The organism is Nocardioides pacificus (assembly GCF_054775955.1).
This window is the reverse complement of sequence record NZ_BAAHCI010000005.1, coordinates 1,004,811-1,024,840: the sequence shown is the minus strand read 5'-3', so window position 1 is coordinate 1,024,840 and position 20,030 is coordinate 1,004,811. Positions and strand designations below refer to the sequence as shown.

At 72.5% G+C, this 20,030-nt stretch carries 19 protein-coding genes; 8 read left to right on the top strand and 11 right to left on the bottom strand.

Going from position 1 to position 20,030, the window contains the following annotated elements:
• Position 1 precedes the first annotated feature (1 nt).
• Positions 2-934: a Ppx/GppA family phosphatase gene (locus tag ACYU7L_RS07490; protein ID WP_460794713.1), complete on the bottom strand. Its 933-nt coding sequence runs from the start codon at positions 932-934 to the stop codon at positions 2-4.
• A gap of 93 nt (positions 935-1,027) precedes the next feature.
• Between ACYU7L_RS07490 and ACYU7L_RS07485 the strand changes: the two genes are divergently transcribed.
• The 3 genes from ACYU7L_RS07485 to ACYU7L_RS07475 all read left to right on the top strand — a co-directional run bounded on the left by ACYU7L_RS07485 (position 1,028) and on the right by ACYU7L_RS07475 (position 3,491).
• A complete protein-coding gene (locus ACYU7L_RS07485; protein ID WP_460794712.1) occupies positions 1,028-1,804 on the top strand; it encodes a hypothetical protein in 777 nt (258 codons plus the stop codon).
• Positions 1,805-2,097: 293 nt separating this feature from the next.
• Positions 2,098-2,736, top strand: coding sequence for a VOC family protein (locus ACYU7L_RS07480; protein WP_460794711.1), 639 nt, complete (start codon positions 2,098-2,100; stop codon positions 2,734-2,736).
• A 59-nt stretch (positions 2,737-2,795) separates the two neighbouring features.
• Positions 2,796-3,491: a class I SAM-dependent methyltransferase gene (locus tag ACYU7L_RS07475; protein ID WP_460794710.1), complete on the top strand. Its 696-nt coding sequence runs from the start codon at positions 2,796-2,798 to the stop codon at positions 3,489-3,491.
• 3 nt (positions 3,492-3,494) lie between these two features.
• Here the strand turns inward: ACYU7L_RS07475 and ACYU7L_RS07470 are convergent, their stop codons facing one another.
• On the bottom strand, positions 3,495-4,529 hold the full coding sequence (locus ACYU7L_RS07470; RefSeq protein ID WP_460794709.1) for a LacI family DNA-binding transcriptional regulator: 1,035 nt from the start codon (positions 4,527-4,529) through the stop codon (positions 3,495-3,497).
• Positions 4,530-4,688: 159 nt separating this feature from the next.
• Here ACYU7L_RS07470 and radA point away from each other — a divergent pair, with 159 nt between their 5' ends.
• The 3 genes from radA to ACYU7L_RS07455 all read left to right on the top strand — a co-directional run bounded on the left by radA (position 4,689) and on the right by ACYU7L_RS07455 (position 7,819).
• A complete protein-coding gene (radA, locus tag ACYU7L_RS07465) occupies positions 4,689-6,110 on the top strand; it encodes a DNA repair protein RadA (protein WP_460794708.1) in 1,422 nt (473 codons plus the stop codon).
• A 51-nt stretch (positions 6,111-6,161) separates the two neighbouring features.
• Positions 6,162-7,247 carry a DNA integrity scanning diadenylate cyclase DisA gene (gene disA, locus ACYU7L_RS07460; protein WP_460794707.1) on the top strand — a complete coding sequence of 362 codons (1,086 nt, stop codon included), beginning with the start codon at positions 6,162-6,164 and terminating at the stop codon, positions 7,245-7,247.
• Between the two features lie 191 nt (positions 7,248-7,438).
• Positions 7,439-7,819: a hypothetical protein gene (locus tag ACYU7L_RS07455; protein ID WP_460794706.1), complete on the top strand. Its 381-nt coding sequence runs from the start codon at positions 7,439-7,441 to the stop codon at positions 7,817-7,819.
• A gap of 83 nt (positions 7,820-7,902) precedes the next feature.
• On the opposite strand, the gene ACYU7L_RS07450 is transcribed toward ACYU7L_RS07455, so the two are convergent.
• Positions 7,903-8,730 carry a hypothetical protein gene (locus tag ACYU7L_RS07450; RefSeq protein WP_460794705.1) on the bottom strand — a complete coding sequence of 276 codons (828 nt, stop codon included), beginning with the start codon at positions 8,728-8,730 and terminating at the stop codon, positions 7,903-7,905.
• A gap of 83 nt (positions 8,731-8,813) precedes the next feature.
• Between ACYU7L_RS07450 and ACYU7L_RS07445 the strand changes: the two genes are divergently transcribed.
• Positions 8,814-9,680, top strand: coding sequence for an HhH-GPD family protein (locus ACYU7L_RS07445; RefSeq protein WP_460794704.1), 867 nt, complete (start codon positions 8,814-8,816; stop codon positions 9,678-9,680).
• 87 nt (positions 9,681-9,767) lie between these two features.
• On the opposite strand, the gene ACYU7L_RS07440 is transcribed toward ACYU7L_RS07445, so the two are convergent.
• From ACYU7L_RS07440 to ACYU7L_RS07405, 8 genes are all read right to left on the bottom strand, one after another.
• Positions 9,768-12,344 (bottom strand): ATP-dependent Clp protease ATP-binding subunit, encoded by a 2,577-nt coding sequence (locus tag ACYU7L_RS07440; RefSeq protein ID WP_460794703.1) that lies wholly within the window; start codon positions 12,342-12,344, stop codon positions 9,768-9,770.
• A gap of 184 nt (positions 12,345-12,528) precedes the next feature.
• Positions 12,529-12,867, bottom strand: coding sequence for a histone-like nucleoid-structuring protein Lsr2 (locus ACYU7L_RS07435; RefSeq protein WP_460794702.1), 339 nt, complete (start codon positions 12,865-12,867; stop codon positions 12,529-12,531).
• 149 nt (positions 12,868-13,016) lie between these two features.
• Entirely contained in the window at positions 13,017-13,823 is an 807-nt protein-coding gene (locus ACYU7L_RS07430; RefSeq protein ID WP_460794701.1) for a type III pantothenate kinase, read from the bottom strand.
• A complete protein-coding gene (nadC, locus tag ACYU7L_RS07425; RefSeq protein WP_460794700.1) occupies positions 13,820-14,791 on the bottom strand; it encodes a carboxylating nicotinate-nucleotide diphosphorylase in 972 nt (323 codons plus the stop codon). Before nadC ends, ACYU7L_RS07430 begins: the two co-directional genes overlap by 4 nt.
• Complete coding sequence (locus ACYU7L_RS07420) at positions 14,788-16,554, bottom strand: L-aspartate oxidase (protein ID WP_460794699.1); 1,767 nt, start codon at positions 16,552-16,554, stop codon at positions 14,788-14,790. Before ACYU7L_RS07420 ends, nadC begins: the two co-directional genes overlap by 4 nt.
• Positions 16,555-16,684: 130 nt before the next feature.
• Positions 16,685-17,107 carry an aspartate 1-decarboxylase gene (gene panD, locus ACYU7L_RS07415; protein ID WP_460794698.1) on the bottom strand — a complete coding sequence of 141 codons (423 nt, stop codon included), beginning with the start codon at positions 17,105-17,107 and terminating at the stop codon, positions 16,685-16,687.
• Positions 17,107-18,075, bottom strand: coding sequence for a pantoate--beta-alanine ligase (gene panC, locus ACYU7L_RS07410; RefSeq protein ID WP_460794697.1), 969 nt, complete (start codon positions 18,073-18,075; stop codon positions 17,107-17,109). Before panC ends, panD begins: the two co-directional genes overlap by 1 nt.
• On the bottom strand, positions 18,072-19,259 hold the full coding sequence (locus tag ACYU7L_RS07405) for a Rossmann-like and DUF2520 domain-containing protein (protein WP_460794696.1): 1,188 nt from the start codon (positions 19,257-19,259) through the stop codon (positions 18,072-18,074). Before ACYU7L_RS07405 ends, panC begins: the two co-directional genes overlap by 4 nt.
• On the opposite strand from ACYU7L_RS07405, the gene ACYU7L_RS07400 reads away from it, so the two are divergent.
• Positions 19,258-20,016 (top strand): hypothetical protein, encoded by a 759-nt coding sequence (locus ACYU7L_RS07400; protein WP_460794695.1) that lies wholly within the window; start codon positions 19,258-19,260, stop codon positions 20,014-20,016. The genes ACYU7L_RS07405 and ACYU7L_RS07400 overlap by 2 nt on opposite strands.
• The last annotated feature ends 14 nt before the right edge of the window (positions 20,017-20,030 follow it).

Here is a 20,030-nt window from a genome sequence, read left to right as displayed (position 1 = left end):
CTCAGAGGAATGCCAGCCGGTCGAAGCGGTCGAGGATCAGCCCTTCGCGCAGTGCCCACGGGCAGATCTCGAGGGCCGGCAGGTCGAAGATGTCCATCACGGCCTCGGCGACCAGCGCGCCCGGCACGATCTGGTGGGCGCGGCTCGCCGACACCCCGGGCAGGTCGCACAACTCGTCGTGCGGCATCGCGATCAGCTTGGGCAGCCACTGCGCCAGGACGTCGGCGCGCAGCGTGCGCGGCACGAGGTTGCCCTCCCCCGACGGTGTGGCGCCGCAGATGCGCGCCAGCGAGCGGAACGTCTTGGAGCTCCCCGCCGCGCGGTCCGGGGCCCCGTCGCGCAGCAGGCTGCCGGCGTCGCGGGCGATCTCGGCGCGGATCCTGCGGCGCAGCGAGCGGAGGGTGTCGGCGTCCGGCACCCCGGCAGGGAACCACTCCCGGGCCAGCCGAGCGGCGCCCAGCGGCACCGACCATGCCACGTCGGGGGCCTCGTCGGCCCCGCCGGCGATCTCCAGCGAGCCGCCGCCGATGTCGAAGACCGCCAGCCGGCCGGCCGACCACCCGAACCAGCGGCGTACGGCGAGGAAGGTCAGCCGTGCCTCGTCGGCGCCGGAGAGCACCTCGATCCGCACGCCGGTGCGCTCGTGCACGTGGTCCAGCACGGCGTCGGCGTTGACGGAGTCGCGCACCGCGGAGGTGGCGAAGGCCAGCGTCTCCTCGCACCCCTTGTCCTCGGCGACGACCAGCGACTCGGCGGTGAAGGCGGTCAGCGCGTCGATGCCCGCCTGGGTGACCGCACCGGCCTCGTCTAGGTGCTCGGCGAGCCGCAGGGGCCGCTTGTAGGAGAAGGCCGGGAGGGGCGCGGCGCCGCCGCGAGCGTCCATGACCAGCAGGTGCCCCGTGTTGGAGCCGATGTCGAGCACGCCCAGACGCATGGCACCACGCTAGCCCCTCGCCCAGCGGGCCCGTCCACTGCTGGCCCGCGGCTGGGCCACAGCAGCCGGGGTGCGGGGAAGTAGGTTGGGCCCGTGCCCGAAGTCGACCTCGTCTTTCCTCGCGCCTGGATCGAGTTCGTCGACCCCGCCGACGACGCCCAGGTGTTCCGCTGCGACCTGACGTGGCTGACGTCGAGCTATCTGTGCATCTTCGGCCAGGGCTGCCCCGGCATCTACGCCGACGCCCCCGACGTCGGCTGTTGCACGCTGGGGGCGCACTTCGCGGACGCCGACGACGAGGAGCGCGTCGCGTCGTACGTCGCCAAGCTGGACGGCGACCTGTGGCAGCACCGGCCCGCACCGAATGGCGCGGCGGGCGAGGTGGCGCGCGAGGAGTGGGTCGAGGTCGACGACGAGGGCGAGCGCAAGACGCTGACCATCGAGGTCGACGGCCAGCGCGCCTGCATCTTCCAGAACCGCCCCGACTTCCACGCCGGCGCCGGGTGCGCGCTGCACGCCCTCGCGTTCGTGGAGGGCCGCAACCCGCTCGAGACGAAGCCCGACGTCTGCTGGCAGCTGCCGATCCGGCGCACCTTCCGCGACGTCGAGCGGCCCGACGGCACGTCGTACACCGAGGTCTCGATCGCGGAGTACGACCGCCGCGGCTGGGGCCCCGGCGGCCACGACCTCGACTGGTACTGCTCGGGCAACACCGAGGCCCACGTCGGCGTCGAGCCGCTCTTCGTCACCAACGAGCCCGAGCTCGTCGAGCTGATGGGCCAGCCGGCCTACGACGAGCTGGTGCGCCACTGCGAGGCGCACCTGCGCTCCAGGTCGGCGCTGGCCCTGCACCCCGCCGACCCGCGCTGAACAGCGCCGACCCGGTTGCCGTTTGGTCCCCAACGGCAGTGATTCCCGGCCGAGACATGTCGTCTCTGCCCAATCGGTGACGTACGACGCGCCCCCGGCCGCCGGGAGCCACAGGTGCTGCCGTTGGGGACCAAACGGCGACGATTCCAGCCTTTTCGCTGCAGTCTCCGCCCAATCGAGAGCCCCGCCGACCGCCGAGCAGAATTACCTGGCCAATCCCACAATTCTGTCTCGACGTCAAGAGACCAGACCCCGATGTGATCAGCGAATCAGCCTGGGTAAACAATGCAGGCATGCGCCTGGACCACCTCTCCTATGCAGCCGGACCGGATGGCCTCGCCAGCACAGCCCAGCGTCTTGGGGGCCTGCTCGGCCGGGAGTTCGTCGACGGCGGCGTGCATCCCCGCTTCGGCACCCGCAACATGACCCTGCCGCTGGGCGGCGGGACCTACCTCGAGATCGTCGAGTGCCTGGACCACCCCGCATCGGACAAGGCCCCCTTCGGCCAGGCCGTCCGCGCCCGCTCCGCCCTGGGCGGCGGCTGGCTCGGCTGGGTCGTCGCCGTCAAGGACATCGCCGTCGTCGAGCAGCGCCTCGGCCGCGAGGCGGTGCAGGGCAACCGGCACCGCCCCGACGGCACCGAGCTGCGCTGGAAGCAGATCGGCGTGCACGGCCTGATCGCCGACCCGCAGCTGCCGTTCTTCGTCGAGTGGGAGACCCCCTCGGAGCTGCACCCCAGCAACGGCGCCGACGAGGACTACAGCCTCGCCTGCCTGGAGATCGCCGGCGACCCGCACCGCGTCAGCGAGTGGCTGGGCGAGACCGTCGAGGCTCCGCTGGAGGACATCAAGGTCGAGTGGGTCGCCCCGCACGGCACGCCCGGCATCCTCGCCGCGCAGCTCAACACCCCCGGCGGCCTGGTCCGCATCTGATGCTCGGGCACCCCGCCGGCACGGTGGGGCAGCCAAGCTGACACTGGGATGACTCTGGGATGACACTGCCCACGGGCGCCCGCCCCAGCCCGAACATCTGGAACCACACCGCGACCTACGAGCTCGAGAACCACGCGGTCGACCCCGAGCGGCGCATCGAGGCCGCGATGGCCGAGCTCGCAGGCTGGGACGGACGCACGCTGCTCGACCTCGGCTGCGGGACCGGCTTCCACCTGCCCCGCTGGGCGGAGCGGGCCGAGCGCGTGTACGGCGTGGAGCCGCACCCCGACCTCGCGGCGCTGGCCCGGCGTCGTACCCGCCGGGTCGACACGGTCGCGGTCCTCCAGGGGACGGCGCAGCAGATCCCGCTCCCCGACGCGTCGGTCGACGTCGTCCACGCGCGCTGGGCCTACTTCTTCGGCCCCGGCTGCGAGCCCGGCCTCGCCGAGCTCTCCCGCGTCGTACGACGTGGGGGCACCGCGTTCGTGATCGACAACGACGCGACGCGCTCGACGTTCGGCGGGTGGTTCCGCCGCGGCTACCCGGAGGTCGATCCCGCCCAGGTCGAGCGCTTCTGGTCGCTGCACGGCTGGTCCCGGGTGCCGCTCGACATCCGCTGGAGCTTCGGCACGCGCGCCGACCTCGAGAGCGTCGTACGCATCGAGTTCACCCAGCCCCTGGCCGAGGAGCTGATCGCGGAGCACGAGGGCCTGGAGGTCGACTACGCCGTCAACCTGTGGTGGCGACACTTCTAGGGCTCAGCTGGAGCCGCGCACCGCCAGCGTCGGGGCGAGCAGCACGCCACGCGAGCGGACCGGAGGGTGCCCGAGCAGGCCCTGGAGGGCGGCGACGATCTCGACCGCGACCTGCTCGAGCGGCTGGCGCACCGAGGTCAGGCCGGGTGGGACGACCTGCGCGACCTGGGAGTCGTCGAAGCCCACGACCGCGATGTCGCGTCCGGGATAGAGGCCGCGCTCGGCAAGCGTGTGCAGGACGCCCATCGCGAGCGTGTCCGACGCGCACATGAACGCCGTCGGCTTGGCCTCGTCGAGCAGCACCGCCGACGCCTCCCGACCGCTGGAGACGGTGTCCTCCACCCGCGAGGCGAGGCCGGTGGTCCGCAGCCCGCGGTCGTGCAGCGCCCGGGCCCAGCCCAGACGCCGGTCCTCACCGAGGGGCGAGTCCTTGCGCCAGCCGATCCAGGCGATCCGGGTGTGCCCGCGCTCGAGCAGGTGCCGGGTGCCGAGCTCGGCGCCCACGGCACCGTCGACGTCGACCCACGGGTGGGTGGCGCCGGGCTGGTCCCAGGGCCGCCCGAAGGCCACGAACGGCGCCTGCCGGGCCTCGAGCCACTCCGCCTGGGGGTTGCCGAGGTAGGTGTCGGTGGCGACGAAGGCGTCCACCGCGTTGGAGCGCAGCAGGTCCTCGTAGCCGGCGACCGGGTCCTCGGGGTCGCCAGCGAAGAGCAGCACGTGGTAGCCGGCCACCCGGGAGGTCTCGACCAGCGAGTGCACGAAGCGGTCCATCGCGGCGTTCGCCGTGTTCTCCTGACCGGGGGTGAACCGGAGTCCGATCAGGTGGGAGGTGCGGGTGCGCAGGTTGCGCGCAGCACGGTTGGGGGAATAGCCGAGCTCGCCGATGACCGCGCGTACGCGCTCGAGTGTCTCCGGACGCAGCAGGTCGGGGTTGTTCAGCGCGTTGGAGACCGTCTGACGCGACACCCCGGCGCGCTCCGCCACGTCGGCGAGCGTCGGGGGCACCCCGGAGGACACGCGCACGACGCTGCGTGACATCCCCACCCCTCGCCCTCGTCTTGATCGTTCCAATCGATCTGCTTGGCGCAACTATCGGCGCTGTCACTGGCCCTCGTCAACCACTGCTCGCGGCGTCTCGCGTCACACCTGTGGACGCCGTCACCCGCGATGTCGGCGCCGTGTCCTAGCGTGCGCTCCATGAGCAGAACTCCGAACAAGGCCCGCACCCGTCCGGCCTACCGCTGTGCCGAGTGCGGGTGGGAGACCGCCAAGTGGGTCGGCCGCTGCGGGGAGTGCCAGGCCTGGGGCTCCGTCGCGGAGACGGCGGTGGTCGCCACGCGCTCGGCGGCCGGGCCGGTGACGACGCCCGCCGTCCCGATCGGGGAGGTCTCGGTCGCGGAGTCGCAGTTCCGCTCCAGCGGCGTGCCCGAGCTGGACCGGGTCCTCGGCGGCGGGCTCGTCCCCGGCGCCGCGATCCTGCTGGCCGGCGAGCCCGGCGTCGGCAAGAGCACGCTGCTGCTGGAGGTGGCCGCGCAGACCGCGCGCTACCAGCACCGCACGCTCTACATCACCGGGGAGGAGTCCGCCTCCCAGGTGCGGCTGCGTGCGGACCGCACCGGCGGGGTCCACGACGAGCTCTACCTCGCCGCCGAGACCGATCTGGGCGCCGTCCTCACCCACATCGAGCAGGTCCGCCCCACGCTGATCGTCGTCGACTCGGTCCAGACGATCGGAGCCTCCGGGGTCGACGGCGTGCCCGGTGGCGTCACCCAGGTCAAGGAGGTCGCCGCGGCGCTGATCCGCGTGGCCAAGACCCGCAACATCACCACGGTCCTGGTCGGGCACGTGACCAAGGACGGCACGATCGCCGGGCCCCGCGTGCTCGAGCACCTGGTCGACGTCGTCCTGCACTTCGAGGGCGACCGCAACTCGCGCTTCCGGATGGTGCGAGCGATGAAGAACCGCTTCGGCCCCGTCGACGAGGTGGGCTGCTTCGACCTCTCCTCCGAGGGCATCACGGCGGTGACCGACCCGACCGGCCTCTTCGTGGAGAACCACCAGCAGCAGGTGGCCGGGACCTGCGTCGCGGTCACGATGGAGGGACGCCGTCCGCTGCTGGCCGAGGTGCAGGCGCTGGTCACCCACAGCTCGGCCGAGCGCCCGCGGCGTACGACGTCGGGGCTGGACTCCTCCCGGGTCGCGATGGTCCTGGCCGTGCTCCAGCAGCACTGCGGCATCCGGCTGCACAGCCACGACGTCTTCGCCTCCACCGTGGGCGGGGCGCGCCTCGTCGACCCTGCCAGCGACCTGGCCATCGCGGTGGCCCTGACGTCGGCGACGTACGGCGAGCCGGCGCCGCTCGGCGTGGCGGCGATCGGCGAGATCGGGTTGGCGGGCGAGCTGCGCCGGGTGCGCGACCTCCCCCAGCGACTCGCCGAGGCGGCGCGGCTGGGATTCCGGGTCGCCGTGGTCCCCGGGAGCCACGAGAAGAAGGTCCGCAGCCCCGAGTCGTGGACCGTGGACGGCATGCGGGTGCTCGACGTGCCCAACGTCGCCGCAGCGCTGAGGCTCCTCCACCTCACGGGTCCGCGTCCCACGGGGCCGCGTCCCCTAGACTGACGCAGGCGGCGGAGGTCTGCTGCCGCATGGACACAGCAGATCGGGGACGGCGTGGTCGGCATCGAGCGTTCCGAGGACACCTTGCGTCTTCGGGCCACCCTGGCGTCGATCGCCCCCGGCACGGCACTGCGCGACGGTCTGGAGCGGATCCTGCGCGGCCGCACCGGAGCCCTGATCGTGCTCGGCCTCGACAAGACCGTCGAGGGCATCGCCACGGGCGGGTTCACCCTCGACGTGCCGTTCACCGCCACTGGGCTGCGCGAGCTGGCCAAGATGGACGGCGCGATCATCCTCGACAAGGACGTCACCCGCATCCACCGCGCGGCCGTCCACCTGATGCCCGACCACACGATCCCCTCCGAGGAGACCGGCACCCGGCACCGCACCGCCGACCGGGTGGCCAAGCAGACCCGCTTCCCGGTGATCTCGGTGTCGCAGTCGATGCAGATCATCGCGGCCTACGTCGGCGAGACCCGTCACGTGCTCGAGGACTCCGGCCAGATCCTGTCGCGCGCCAACCAGGCGCTGGCCACGCTCGAGCGCTACAAGATGCGCCTCGACGAGGTCTCCAGCACGCTCTCCGCGCTCGAGATCGAGGACCTGGTCACCGTCCGCGACGTCGCCGTCGTGGCCCAGCGTCTCGAGATGGTGATCCGGATCGCCCGCGAGATCGAGGACTACGTGCTCGAGCTCGGCACCGACGGTCGCCTGCTGTCGCTGCAGCTCGAGGAGCTGGTCACCGGCGTCGACGCCGAGCGCGAGCTGGTGATCCGCGACTACCTGCCCGCCGGCAAGCGCACCAAGAGCCCCGAGACGCTGCTCAACCGCCTCGAGTCGCTGTCGGCCACCGACCTGGTCGACCCCGCCTCGGTCACCCGGGCCCTGGGCCTCGGCGCCAGCGAGCACCTCGACGGCGCGGTCGCCCCCCGCGGCTACCGCCTCCTCGCCAAGGTCCCCCGGCTGCCCAGCACCGTCGTGGACCGTCTCGTCGAGCACTTCGGCACCCTGCAGAAGCTGCTGTCGGCGGGCATCGACGACCTCCAGGCCGTCGAGGGTGTCGGCGAGCTGCGCGCCCGCAGCGTCCGCGAGGGCCTGTCCCGGCTCGCCGAGTCCAGCATCCTCGAGCGCTACGTCTGACCCCCGCCCCTCTGCCCCCTCCCGCGACCCGTCACTCGCTCGACCTCTTCGTCGGCGTGTCGCGGCACCATCGACGGCTCGCCGCACCTGACCCGGCCGGGGCTACGCTGAGCACGCAGCAGACTTCCGTGCGCTCGCCCCACGCCGTACCAGCGGCTGGGCCGTCCCAGCCGCTGGCGACGAGCGGGCTCGTGCGCAGCCCAGACGACCGGCTGGAGGCAGCGATGGCGTACGACGAGGGGCTGGCCGCGCGGATCCGCGAAGCTGTCGATGCGGCTGCGGGATCAGCCGGCTATCGCGAGATCAAGGTGTTCGGCGGCCTCTGCTGGACCGTCAACACCCACATGGCGGTGGGCACCGGCGAGCAGGACCTGATGGTCCACGTCGGCAAGGAGGGTGTGGCCGCTGCCCTCGATCGCGGCGCCCTCCCCGCGACGATGGGCGAGCGCACGATGGGAGGCGTGGTCCTGGTCGCGACGACGACCCTTCCGGACGCGGCGGCGCTGGACGCCTGGGTCGGCCCGGCGGTCCAGCGGGCCCTCGCGAAGCCCCCGAAGAGGCCGAAGGCGTGACACCGCGAGCTTCTGACGGGTCACCGTGATTTTCTGACGGGTCACCGTGATTTTCTGACGGGTCAGCGGGATCTTCTGACGGGTCAGTCGGGTTCTACGGCGCCTGAGGGCTTGGCGCCGGGGCGGGTGCCCTGCGTGGGGTCGTCCGCCCCAGCTGCGTCGCCCGCCCCTGTTCCGCTCGCAGCCCTGCCGGGCTTGCCGGCCTTGCTGGGCGTGGGCTTGGGGGTGACGGTGCGGGTGACGACGGCGCTGGCGCGGGGCTCGAGCTCGAAGTAGGCCTTCGCGGGCTCGCCGGACAGGGCCGCGGCCTCGACGTGGTAGCCGCCCGGCATCGCCCAGGCGGTCAGGGGGCTGCACTCGTCGTCGGAGCGTCGACCCGACCAGGTCACCCCGACCTTCGCGACCGACTCCTTGCGGACGATGAGGTCGCGCGTGGGCACCGCGTCGGGGCAGTGCCGGCTGAACCAGATCTCGTCGTCGCCCGAGGTGATCTTCACGGTGAGGGTCTCGGGCGAGACCCGCCAGGTGCACGCCGCGGCCTCGCGCGTGGTGAGGTTCAGCATCATCACGCTGTCCGCCCCGCCCTCGACCGGCCGGGACACCGGCGTGACCACGACGTCCTCGTCGAGGCAGGGGCCGTCGGGCTGCGCGGGGGCCGGCTTGGGCGTCTTGCCGCGGCGGCGCGGGGTGGTGCTCTCGGTCGCGGTGGCCTCGGCGCTCAGGGTGCTCTCGTCGGTGGCGTCCGCCGCCACCGGTGCGGCCTGCTCGGGGTCCGAGGAGGCGTCGCTGCCCGAGTCCAGCAGCCGGGCGATGCCGGCCACCAGCAGCACGGACACGGCGAGCAGGACCAGCCGGCGGGTCCAGTAGACCCGCGCGGGGAGCGGACCCCGGGGACGGGTCAGAGCAGTCATGGAGGACACGCTATCCACGCGAAGCCCCACCCTGGTGGAGCCACACCGCACCGCATCTGACACGGCACCTACGATCTAGCGCGATGAGCGAGCTGCACGCCCCGATCCTGCGCTGGTACGACGAGCACGCGCGGGACCTGCCGTGGCGTCACGAGGACGCGAGCGCCTGGTCGGTGATGGTCTCGGAGTTCATGCTCCAGCAGACACCGGTCGTCCGGGTGCTCCCGGTCCACGAGCGCTGGTTGGCCACCTGGCCGACCCCGGCAGCCCTGGCGGCCGAGCCCGCGGGCGAGGCGGTGCGGGCCTGGGGGCGACTGGGCTACCCCCGGCGGGCCCTGCGCCTGCACGCCGCGGCCACCACGATCACTGAGCGCCACGGCGGCGAGGTCCCCTCGTCGTACGACGAGCTGATCGCGCTGCCGGGCATCGGGGACTACACCGCGGCGGCGATCGCGACCTTCGCGTACGGCCGCCGACACGTCGTGCTCGACACCAACGTGCGGCGCGTCCTCGCCCGCAGCCTGGAGGGCGTCGAGTTCCCCGCCGCCACCGTCACCAAGGCGGAGCGGGAGCTGGCCACGAGCGTCCTCCCCGACCCCGTGCCGGAGGCCGCCACCTGGTCGGTCGCGGTGATGGAGCTGGGCGCCCTGGTCTGCACGGCCAAGGGGCCGCGGTGCGGAGACTGCCCGGTGGCGGAGCTCTGCGCCTGGCGCAGCGCCGGCTACCCGGCGTACGACGGGCCCGCGCGCAAGGTGCAGACCTACGACGGCACCGACCGGCAGTGCCGAGGCCGGCTGCTGGCCGTGCTGCGCGACGACGACGGCCCGGTGCACCGCTCGCGCCTGGAGCCGGCCTGGGCTCCGCACGAGCAGCGCGAGCGGGCGCTCGCGAGCCTGGTCGCCGACGGGCTGGTGGTCGCCGGGCCGGGCGACACCTACGCCCTGCCCTGACCCCGCACCACCGAGAGCCGGACCCCCCGGAAATGACACCGGCGCCGACCCCCCGCAGGAGATCGGCGCCGGCAACGGCCTCGAGGACTACTCGCCCTCGGGGGACTTCGTGATGTCGACCGGACCCTCGGTCTCGTCAGAGGCCTCGCCCTTGCCCAGGTCGAGCGCCGCCGTCTCGAGCGGCGGCAGGTCGGGCAGCTCGCCGACCTTCTGGCCCTTGAAGGTGAAGGTCGCCGACGGGCCCTCGCCCTCCACGTCGACCAGCACGATCTGACCGGGGCCGATCTCGCCGAAGAGCATCTTCTCGGCCATCACATCCTCGATCTCGCGCTGGATCGTGCGGCGCAGCGGCCGCGCGCCGAGCACGGGGTCGAAGCCCCGCTTGGCGAGCAGGTCCTTGGACTTCTGCGTCAGCTCCAGGGACATGTCGCGGTCCTTGAGGCGCAGCTCGACCGAGGCGATCATGTTGTCGACCATCGCCACGATCTGCTCCTCGGACAGCGGCGGGAAGACGACGACCTCGTCGACACGGTTGAGGAACTCGGGGCGGAAGTGCTGCTTGAGCTCCTCGGAGACCTTGCTCTTCATCCGCTCGTAGGAGCTCGCCTTGTCGCCCATCTGGTTGAAGCCCAGGTTGACGCTCTTGGCGATGTCGCGCGAGCCGAGGTTGGTCGTCATGATGATGACGGTGTTCTTGAAGTCCACGACCCGACCCTGCGAGTCGGTCAGGCGACCTTCCTCGAGGATCTGCAGCAGCGAGTTGAAGATGTCCGGGTGGGCCTTCTCGATCTCGTCGAAGAGGACCACGGAGAACGGCTTGCGGCGCACCTTCTCGGTGAGCTGGCCACCCTCTTCGTAGCCGACGTAGCCGGGGGGCGAGCCGAAGAGGCGCGAGACCGTGTGCTTCTCGCCGAACTCGCTCATGTCGAGCTGGATCAGCGCGTCCTCGTCGCCGAAGAGGAACTCCGCGAGCGTCTTGGACAGCCAGGTCTTGCCGACACCGGACGGCCCGGCGAAGATGAACGACCCACCGGGACGCTTGGGGTCCTTCAGACCCGCACGAGTACGGCGGATGGCCCGCGACAGCGCCTTGACGGCCTGGTCCTGACCGATGACGCGCTTGTGGAGCTCGTCCTCCATCTTGAGCAGGCGGGTCGACTCGGCCTCGGAGAGCTTGACGATCGGGATGCCGGTCGCGACCGCGAGCACCTCGGCGATCAGCTCCTCGTCGACCTCGGCGACGACGTCCATGTCACCGGCGCGCCACTGCTTCTCGCGCTCAGCCTTCTTGGCGATGAGCTGCTTCTCCTCGTCGCGCAGACGCGCGGCCGCCTCGAAGTCCTGACCGTCGATGGCCGCCTCCTTGCGCTGGCGGACCTCCCCGATCTTGTCGTCGAACTCGCGCAGGTCGGCCGGCGCCGTCATCCGACGGATCCGCAGGCGCGAGCCGGCCTCGTCGATCAGGTCGATGGCCTTGTCCGGCAGGAACCGGTCGGAGATGTAGCGGTCGGCCAGCGTCGCCGCGGAGACCAGCGCCTCGTCGGTGATCGTGACGCGGTGGTGAGCCTCGTAGCGGTCCCGCAGGCCCTTGAGCATCTCGATCGTGTGGGCGATCGACGGCTCGGCGACCTGGATCGGCTGGAAGCGGCGCTCCAGGGCGGCGTCCTTCTCGAGGTACTTGCGGTACTCGTCGAGGGTCGTCGCGCCGATGGTCTGCAGCTCGCCGCGGGCCAGCATCGGCTTGAGGATGCTGGCGGCGTCGATGGCGCCCTCGGCCGCACCGGCCCCGACGAGGGTGTGGATCTCGTCGATGAACAGCACGATGTCACCGCGGGTGCGGATCTCCTTGAGGACCTTCTTCAGCCGCTCCTCGAAGTCACCGCGGTAGCGCGAGCCGGCGACGAGCGCGCCGAGGTCGAGGGTGTAGATGTGCTTGTCCTTGAGCGTCTCGGGCACGTTGCCCTTGACGATGTCCTGGGCCAGACCCTCGACGATCGTCGTCTTGCCGACGCCGGGCTCGCCGATGAGGACGGGGTTGTTCTTCGTGCGGCGCGACAGGATCTGCATGACGCGCTCGATCTCCTGCGACCGCCCGATGACGGGGTCGAGCTTGCCCTCGCGGGCCGCCTGCGTCAGGTTGCGCCCGAACTGGTCGAGGACCAGCGAGGACGACGGCGCCTCGGCGCCACCACCCTGGGGAGCACCGGCCGCGGCGCTCTCCTTGCCCTGGAACCCCGAGAGCAGCTGGATGACCTGCTGGCGGACCCGGTTGAGGTCGGCGCCGAGCTTCTGCAGCACCTGGGCGGCGACGCCCTCCCCCTCACGGATCAGGCCGAGCAGGATGTGCTCGGTGCCGATGTAGGAGTGACCGAGCTGCAGCGCCTCGCGCAGGGACAGCTCGAGCACCTTCTTGGCGCGCGGCGTGAAGGGGATGTGGCCGCTGGGGGCCTGCTGGCCCTGACCGATGATCTCCTCGACCTGCGCGCGGACGGCCTCCAGGGAGATGTCCAGGCTCTCGAGGGCCTTGGCAGCGACGCCTTCACCCTCGTGGATCAGGCCGAGCAGGATGTGCTCGGTGCCGATGTAGTTGTGGGAGAGCATGCGGGCCTCTTCCTGGGCCAGCACGACCACCCGGCGGGCTCGGTCAGTGAACCGCTCGAACATGTGCGCTCCTCAAACGATGGAGTTCCTCGAAGTGGGTTATCCACGTCGCGTCGAGAGCGGCCCCGGCGGGGTCGCCTCACGTGAGGGAACAACTTCTCAGCAAGCCTACGTGTTCCCACGCAAGACCAGGCAGGGGTCCGCTGTCAGCGAACAGCGGACCCCGGCGCCTGCAGGCGGGCGTGGATCAGTGGGCGGCGTCGTACGCCTCGCGCACCTCGGAGGAGACGCGGCCACGCTCGGGGACCTCCCAGCCGTTGTCGCGCGCCCACTCGCGGATCTCCTTGGCGCTGGGGCCGCCGGAGGCTGCGGTGCTCGCCCCGGAGCCGCGACGGGCGCGGCGCGGAGCTGCGCTCAGCTTGCGGGCGTGCCCGACGTACGGCGAGAGCGCCTCGCGCAGCGCCGCCGCATTCGCGTCATTCAGGTCGATTTCGTAGGACGCACCGTCGAGCCCGAACGAAATAGTCTCGCCGGCGTCACTGCCGTCGATGTCGTCAACGAGCTGGATACTGACCTTTTGCGCCATTTCACACTCCCATGAATCGGACAATTCGATATCGCGAGTGAATCATGCCACACGGCACTGCAAGAAATCGTGGGACTTTCGACCCCGGGATTCAACACCGCGCGCCGAATGCGCGAAAACCACCTCACGGTTGGCCCACGAAGAGGTGTTCAGGCGTTGCGCAGGAAGACCAGCTCGAGGCCACGAAGAGTGAGCAACGGCGAATGGGCCGTGAAGCAGTCGCATTCGGCAAGGACCACCGGCGCCAGATATCCAGTGGCGATCACGTGAACATCCGCAGTCGCGACGCCGAGCTCGGCGATCATCCGCGCGACGATTCCCTCGACCTGCGAGGCGACGCCGAACAGCATTCCGGACTGCAAAGCCTCGACGGTGTTCTTCGCGATCACCGAACGCGGGCGCAGCAATTCCACCTTGCGCAGCTGGGCGCCCCGCCGACCGAGTGCCTCCAGGGAGATCTCGATCCCGGGCGCGATGGCCCCGCCGACGTACTGGCCGGCGGCGCTCACCACGTCGAAGGTGGTGGCGGTCCCCCCGAAGTCCACGACGATGGCCGGTCCGCCGTGCAGGGTGGCCGCGGCGAGGGCGTTGACGATCCGGTCGGCGCCCACCTCGCGCGGGTTGTCCATCAGGATCGGGACGCCGGTGCGCACGCCCGGCTCGACGACGACGTGGGGGACGTCCGCGAACCGGTCGGCGAGCATGTCGCGCCACTCGTGCAGCACCGACGGGACGGTGCTGCACACCGAGATCCCGGCCAGCTCGATCCCAGCGGGTCCATCACTCCTGCGGACCGACGCCGGCGCGTCGGCGAGGAGACCGCGCAGCAGCACCGCCCACTCGTCGGCGGTGCGCCGCTCGTCGGTCGCGACCCGCCAGTGGGCCAGCACCTCGCCGTCCTCGACCAGCCCCAGCACGGTGTGGCTGTTGCCGATGTCGGCGGCGAGCAGACTCACGGCCGGCCCTCGGCGGGCGACAGCGCCCCCGACCGCAGGTCCATGGCGATGTCCATGACCGGCGCGGAGTGGGTGAGCGCGCCGACCGCCAGGAAGTCGACGCCGGTGGCCGCGACCTCGCGCGCCTGCTGCAGGGAGAGCCCGCCCGAGGCCTCCAGCGTGGCGCGCCCGGCGGTGAGGCGCACCGCCTCGGCCATCTGCTCGGTGGACATGTTGTCCAGCAGCACCTGATCCGCCCCGACCGCCAGCAGCTCCTCGAGCTGCGCGAGCGTGGTCACCTCGACCTGCACCGGCACGTCGGGGTAGCGAGCGCGGATCAGCCGATAGGCCTCGACGACGCCGCCCGCGGCCAGCACGTGGTTGTCCTTGACCAGCGCCTGGTCCGAGAGCGTCGCCCGGTGGTTGACCCCGCCGCCGCAGCGCACGGCGTACTTCTCCAGCGCCCGGAAGTGCGGGATCGTCTTGCGGGTGTCGCGCACCCGCGCGCCGGTGCCCTCGAGGGCGGCGACCCAGTCGGCGGTGGCGGTGGCCACCCCGGAGAGGTGGCTGGCGTAGTTGAGAGCCGTGCGCTCCGCGGTCAGCAGCAGGGCGGTGGGGCCCGTCGCCGAGAGCAGTACGTCGCCGCGCCGGACCGCGGTGCCGTCCACCACCGGGCGCTCGACGTCGACGTCGTGGCCCAGGACGTGGCGGAACACGAGCTCGGCCACCGCGAGCCCGGCGACCGTGCCGTCCTGGCGGGCGACCAGGTCGGCCGTGCCGCGCTGACCGGCCGGGATCGTCGCCCAGCTCGTCACGTCGTCGCCGGGGAGGTCCTCGGCGATCGCGGCGGCGACGTCCGCGTGCACCCGCGCCGGGTCGAGGCCAACGCCCGACAGCTCCGCGACGAGCGCGTCGGGCAGCTCGCTCAGCGGCAGGGCCGCGATCGCGGTGACGAGGGCGGTGGAGTCCGGGGGCGTCTGGGGGGTCATGCGGGATCTCCTGCACTGGCGATTTCTGGGGCTGCACTGGCGATTTCTGGGGCGTCGGCGAGGTCGGTGGGCGCGGTGGGCTGGAAGGTGACGGCCAGGGCCGGGGCGGCCGCGGCGTCGCCGGGTCGCAGGCTGAGGTCGAGATGGCCCGACCAGGTGGCGTCGTCGCGCGTCGGGAAGTCGTCGCGCCAGTGCGAGCCGCGGGTCTCCTCACGCAGCGATGCCGCGGCGACGAGCGCCGAGCTGATCGTGACGAGGTTGGTGGTCTCCCAGGCCTCCTGGTCGACCGTGCCGGCGCCGGGCGCGGCCAGCTTGTCGAGCATCCGACCTGCCTCCGCCAGCCCCTCCGCGCTGCGCAGCACGCCCGCCCGGGCGGTCATCACCTCCTGCAGCTCGCGTCGTACGCCTCCGGGGACCAGGCCGGCGACCCGCGTGTCAGCCGCCGGCTCACGCCAGGGCCGGAGCTCGGCGGGCAGGACGTCCGCGATCCGCCGGGAGAAGACCAGCCCCTCGAGCAGCGAGTTGGAGGCCAGGCGGTTGGCGCCGTGGACACCGGAGCAGGCGACCTCGCCGGTGGCGTAGAGCCCCGGCACGGAGGTGCGCCCCCACAGGTCGGTGGCGACGCCGCCCGAGGCGTAGTGGCAGGCCGGCGCCACCGGGATCAGGTCGGTGACCGGGTCGACGCCGTGGGCCAGGCAGCTGGCCAGCACGGTCGGGAAGCGCCGCTGCCAGAAGTCGCGGCCCAGGTGGCGGGCGTCGAGCCACATGTGCGGGTGGCCGGTCTCGTGCATCCGCCGGGTGATCGCCTTGGCCACCACGTCGCGCGGCGCCAGGTCGGCCAGCTCGTGCTCGCCCTGCATGAAGCGCCGCCCCTCGAAGTCGACGAGGAAGGCGCCCTCCCCGCGCACCGCCTCGGAGATCAGGGGCTGCTGGCCGCGGGAGTCGGGGCCGAGGTACATCACCGTGGGGTGGAACTGGACGAACTCGATGTCGCGCAGCACGGCCCCCGCGCGCAGGGCGACCGCGAGGCCGTCACCGGTCGACACGGCCGGGTTGGTGGTCTGCGAGAAGACCTGTCCCAGGCCGCCGCTGGCCAGCACCACCGCGCGGCACAGCACGGCCCCGACGCCGTCGCGCTGCCCCTCCCCCATCACGTGCAGCGTGACGCCGGCGACGCCCTGGTCGGCGTCGAGCAGCAGATCCACCGCGAGCGCGTGCTCGATGACCTCGATCTCGGGCGCCGCCCGCACCGCCGCGATCAGGGCCCGCTGGATCTCAGCCCCGGTGGCGTCGCCGCCGGCGTGCGCGATCCGGTCGCGGTGGTGGCCTCCCTCACGGGTCAGCGAGAGGACGCCGTCGGGCGAGTGGTCGAACTGGGTGCCGAGCGCGATCAGCTCGCGGACCGCCTCGGGGCCCTCGGTGACCAGGGCGCGTACGGCGTCGAGGTCGCAGGCCCCGGCCCCCGCCACCAGCGTGTCGAGCTCGTGCGCGGCGGGGGTGTCCTCCGGCCCCAGGGCCGCGGCGATGCCGCCCTGCGCCCACTGGGTGGAGCCGGCGTGGAGGACGTCCTTGGTGACGACGAGGACGCGTCCGGGGCTCTGCCCCGCTGGCACGTCCGCCAGCAGCCCCTCGTGGATTCCCGCGTGGATCCTCAGGGCCGCGGTCAGGCCGGCGATGCCGGAGCCGATCACGACCACGTCGGCGCGGGTCGTCCACCCGGGCTCGGGCGCGCTCAGGCGCGCCGGCAGGGGGTGCTGCGCCACAGGATGCTGCGCCGCAGGATGCTGGGCCACAGAATGCTGGGCCACAGAATGCTGGGCCACAGAATGCTGGGCCAGAGGATGCTGGTTCGGCGTCATCGGCGTCATCGGCGCATCCGGCTGCCCGCCCCGCTCAGCGTCCGGCGGCGGTCAGGTCGCCGCGCACCAGGCCGCTGCCGAGGAGCGCCTCGGCCGGGTCGGAGCCGGTCTGGACGATCGCGTTGTCGGCGTCCACGAAGACGACGTGGGGCTTGAGCTCGCGTGCCTCGGCGGTGTCCATCTGGCCGTAGCCAATCAGGATCACCACGTCACCGGGGTGGACTAGCCGGGCCGCGGCACCGTTGATCCCGATGACGCCCGACCCCCGCTCGCCTGCGATCGTGTAGGTCTCGATCCGGGCGCCGTTGGTCACGTCGACGATGTGGACGAGCTCGCCGGCCAGCAGGTCGGCGGCGTCGAGCAGGTCCTCGTCGACGGTCACGGAGCCGACGTAGTGCAGGTCGGCCTGCGTCACCGTCGCGCGGTGGATCTTGCTCTTCATCATGGTGCGCAGCATCAGTGGACTTCCCTCATGGCTGGGTGGTCTGAGTGGTCAGGGGCTGAATGGTCGAGGGCTGATCGGTCGGTTGCTGAGTGGTCGGGGGCCGGCTCGGGAGTCGCCCCCAGCAGCAGCGGCAGGTTGTCGAGGAGGCGGGTGCCGCCGACGCGGGCGGCGATCAGGATCCGGGCGGGGGTGGCCTGGGGTACGTCGTCGGGCAGGGGCCCCAGGTCGGGCGCGGTGATCGTCAGGTAGTCGAGGTCCACGCCGTGCGCCTGGCGCAGCGCCGACCGGGCGGCGGCGTAGGCGGCCTCCACGCCCTCCGCGGCGGCCGCCTGAGCGGCGTACAGGGCTGCGGAGAGGTGCAGGGCCCGGATCCGCTGCTCGGCATCGAGGTAGCGGTTGCGCGAGCTCATCGCCAGACCGCCCTCCTCGCGCAGGGTGGGCCCGCCGACGACGTCGACGGCCAGGCACAGGTCGCTGACCATCCGCCGCACGACGACGAGCTGCTGGTAGTCCTTCTCCCCGAACACCGCGACGTCGGGACGGACCAGGCCGAGGAGCTTGGCGACGACCGTGAGCACGCCGCGGAAGTGTCCGGGGCGGGAGCGACCCTCCAGGACGCCCTCGAGGGGGCCCGGGTCGACCGTCACCTGGGGCGGTCCGCCCGGGTAGACCTCCTCGACACTGGGCGCGAACACGACGTCGACCCCGGCCTCGGCGCAGATCGCCAGGTCGGCCTCGAGGGTGCGCGGGTAGCGGTCGAGGTCCTCGCCCTCCCCGAACTGCATCGGGTTGACGAAGATCGAGACCACGACCGGACCGTCGCCGACCCGGTCGCGGGCGACGCTCATCAGGCTGGCGTGGCCCTCGTGCAGCGCGCCCATCGTCGGCACGAACCCGACCCGACGCCCCGCTGCACGGTGGGGAGCGAGCAGGGCGGACAGCTGCTCGCGGGTCTCCGCGAGCACGGGGGCGGCGCTCATCGTGGCTGCGCTCCTGTGATCCCGCCTGCGACCCCGCCCTGGACCCCGGTGCTCGGGCCGTGGGCCAACGCCTCGACGTCGATGCCGAGCAGCTCGGCGATGCGCGCGGCCCGGATCGGCAGGAGGCGGCCGTCGACGACCGCGCGGCTGAGCGTGGCGCGCCCCATCGCGACGTACGACGGGAGCGTGTGCGGCGCGTTGGCGGTGAGGTCGGCGATGTGCGCGCGCACGGTGTTGACGTCGCCGCGCACGATGGGGCCGGTCAGCGCGGCGTCGCCGTGAGTGAGCGCGTTGTCGAGCGCGGCGTTGAGCAGCGGGCGCAGGGTGTCGGCCGGGTTGTCGGCGCCGGCGGCGGCCAGCATCTCCATCGCCTCGGTCACCAGCGTGACGAGGTGGTTGGCCCCGTGCGCCAGGCCTGCGTGGTAGAGCGTGCGGCGCTCCTCCGGGACCCACATCGGGCGCCCGCCGAGGTCGGCGACCAGACCCTCGACGAGTGCGCGCTCCGGCGTCTCGGCGGTGACGCCGAAGACGCAGCCGCCCAGGCGGTCGAGGTCGACCTCGGTGCCGGTGAACGTCATCGCCGGGTGCATCGCGACCGGACGCGCGCCGACGGCGAGCGCGTCGGCGAGCACCGTCAGACCGTGCCGGCCGGAGGTGTGCACGACGTACTGGCCCTCGTGGACGGCTCCGCTGCCGACGAGCGTGGAGACGACGTTGGGCAGCATGTCGTCGGGGACCGTGAGCAGCAGCAGGTCGCAGTCGCGGGCGACGGCGGTCGGCTTCGCGTTGGGCACACCGGGCAGCAGGGCCGCGATGCGGGACAGGGATGCGTCGGACTCGCCGGCGGCCGCCACGATGTCGTGGCCCGCGGTGCGGAGAGCAGCGGCGAGGACGGCACCGACGCGACCTGCGCCGATGACCCCCACCCGGAGCGGGTGCGTCATGACCGAACCTTTCGTTCCAGTCCCTCCGACCACCCTCCGAGGAGGGCCGGGGCGGGTACCGGACGGTGTGCTCGAGCTGTGGGTGTGGCGCCGGCTGGTGCCGGGCGTCACCGAGTTCAACGAGGAATGTACGCGTCGGCATTCCTCAGGGGAACCGCACGGGAAAGTGACCTGGGTAACTCCGGCACCCCCGGGGCGGCCCCGATCGGCCGGCCGCACGCACGTAGGGTCGGCGGACATGAGCACCACGAGTCTGGGGATGCCAGGGCTGCCGGCCCCCACGGACCCCGCCTGGAAGCAGGCCTGGGACCAGGCCGCCTTCGGCCCGGAGGGCTACCTGCGCGAGCACCCGCCGGCGTTCGCACGCGACCGTGAGGCCCTGGTCGACCTGGTCCGCGGCCACGCGCCGCGGGCGGTCGTGCTGCTGGGCTCCGCCGGCGTGCTGGCCCCCGACCTGACCGTGGCGCTGCCCGACACCCTCGTGCGCCACGACCTGCCGGCCGGCTTCGACGGGCTGGTGCTCGCGGTCGACTGGCTCTGCCACGTGCCGGCCCACGTCGTGCAGGTCGACGTCGACGGCTATCCCAAGTTCGTCCACGTCGACCCGCTGAGCGGGCGCGAGCGGCTGGGCAGCCGGGTCAACGAGACCGGCGTGCCCCCGTCGGTCGGTCACTGGCTGGCCGACTGGTGGCCGCTGGCCGACGACGGGCTCGGCGCGCGCGCCGAGGTGGGCACCGGGCGCGACGCGGCCTGGCTCGACGTCGTACGACGGATGGCGGGCGGCACCGCGGTGGCGATCGAGCCGGGGCACGTGCTGGGGAACCGGCCGGTGCGCGGCTCGTTGCGGGCCCTGGACCTGGACGGCGGTACGGCGCGCCCGGTGCCGGACGGGCGACGCGAGCTGGTGGCCGACGTCGCGCTCGACTCCGTCGCCGAGGCCACCGGCGGCGTGGTCGTCCACGACGGCGCGCTCACGCGGCTCGTCGTCCGGCCCTGAGCCAGGCGTCGATC

What these genes read in the sequence shown, in the direction of transcription:
- ACYU7L_RS07480 (WP_460794711.1), top strand. Translation starts at nt 2,098, where the DNA reads ATGCGCCTGGACCACCTCTCCTATGCAGCCGGACCGGATGGCCTCGCC.
- panD (WP_460794698.1), bottom strand. Translation starts at nt 17,107, where the DNA reads ATGCTGCGCACCATGATGAAGAGCAAGATCCACCGCGCGACGGTGACG.
- ACYU7L_RS07440 (WP_460794703.1), bottom strand. Translation starts at nt 12,344, where the DNA reads ATGTTCGAGCGGTTCACTGACCGAGCCCGCCGGGTGGTCGTGCTGGCC.
- ACYU7L_RS07470 (WP_460794709.1), bottom strand. Translation starts at nt 4,529, where the DNA reads ATGTCACGCAGCGTCGTGCGCGTGTCCTCCGGGGTGCCCCCGACGCTC.
- ACYU7L_RS07400 (WP_460794695.1), top strand. Translation starts at nt 19,258, where the DNA reads ATGAGCACCACGAGTCTGGGGATGCCAGGGCTGCCGGCCCCCACGGAC.
- ACYU7L_RS07475 (WP_460794710.1), top strand. Translation starts at nt 2,796, where the DNA reads ATGACACTGCCCACGGGCGCCCGCCCCAGCCCGAACATCTGGAACCAC.
- panC (WP_460794697.1), bottom strand. Translation starts at nt 18,075, where the DNA reads ATGAGCGCCGCCCCCGTGCTCGCGGAGACCCGCGAGCAGCTGTCCGCC.
- radA (WP_460794708.1), top strand. Translation starts at nt 4,689, where the DNA reads ATGAGCAGAACTCCGAACAAGGCCCGCACCCGTCCGGCCTACCGCTGT.
- ACYU7L_RS07405 (WP_460794696.1), bottom strand. Translation starts at nt 19,259, where the DNA reads ATGTCCGCCGACCCTACGTGCGTGCGGCCGGCCGATCGGGGCCGCCCC.
- nadC (WP_460794700.1), bottom strand. Translation starts at nt 14,791, where the DNA reads ATGACCCCCCAGACGCCCCCGGACTCCACCGCCCTCGTCACCGCGATC.
- ACYU7L_RS07450 (WP_460794705.1), bottom strand. Translation starts at nt 8,730, where the DNA reads ATGACTGCTCTGACCCGTCCCCGGGGTCCGCTCCCCGCGCGGGTCTAC.
- ACYU7L_RS07490 (WP_460794713.1), bottom strand. Translation starts at nt 934, where the DNA reads ATGCGTCTGGGCGTGCTCGACATCGGCTCCAACACGGGGCACCTGCTG.
- ACYU7L_RS07435 (WP_460794702.1), bottom strand. Translation starts at nt 12,867, where the DNA reads ATGGCGCAAAAGGTCAGTATCCAGCTCGTTGACGACATCGACGGCAGT.
- ACYU7L_RS07445 (WP_460794704.1), top strand. Translation starts at nt 8,814, where the DNA reads ATGAGCGAGCTGCACGCCCCGATCCTGCGCTGGTACGACGAGCACGCG.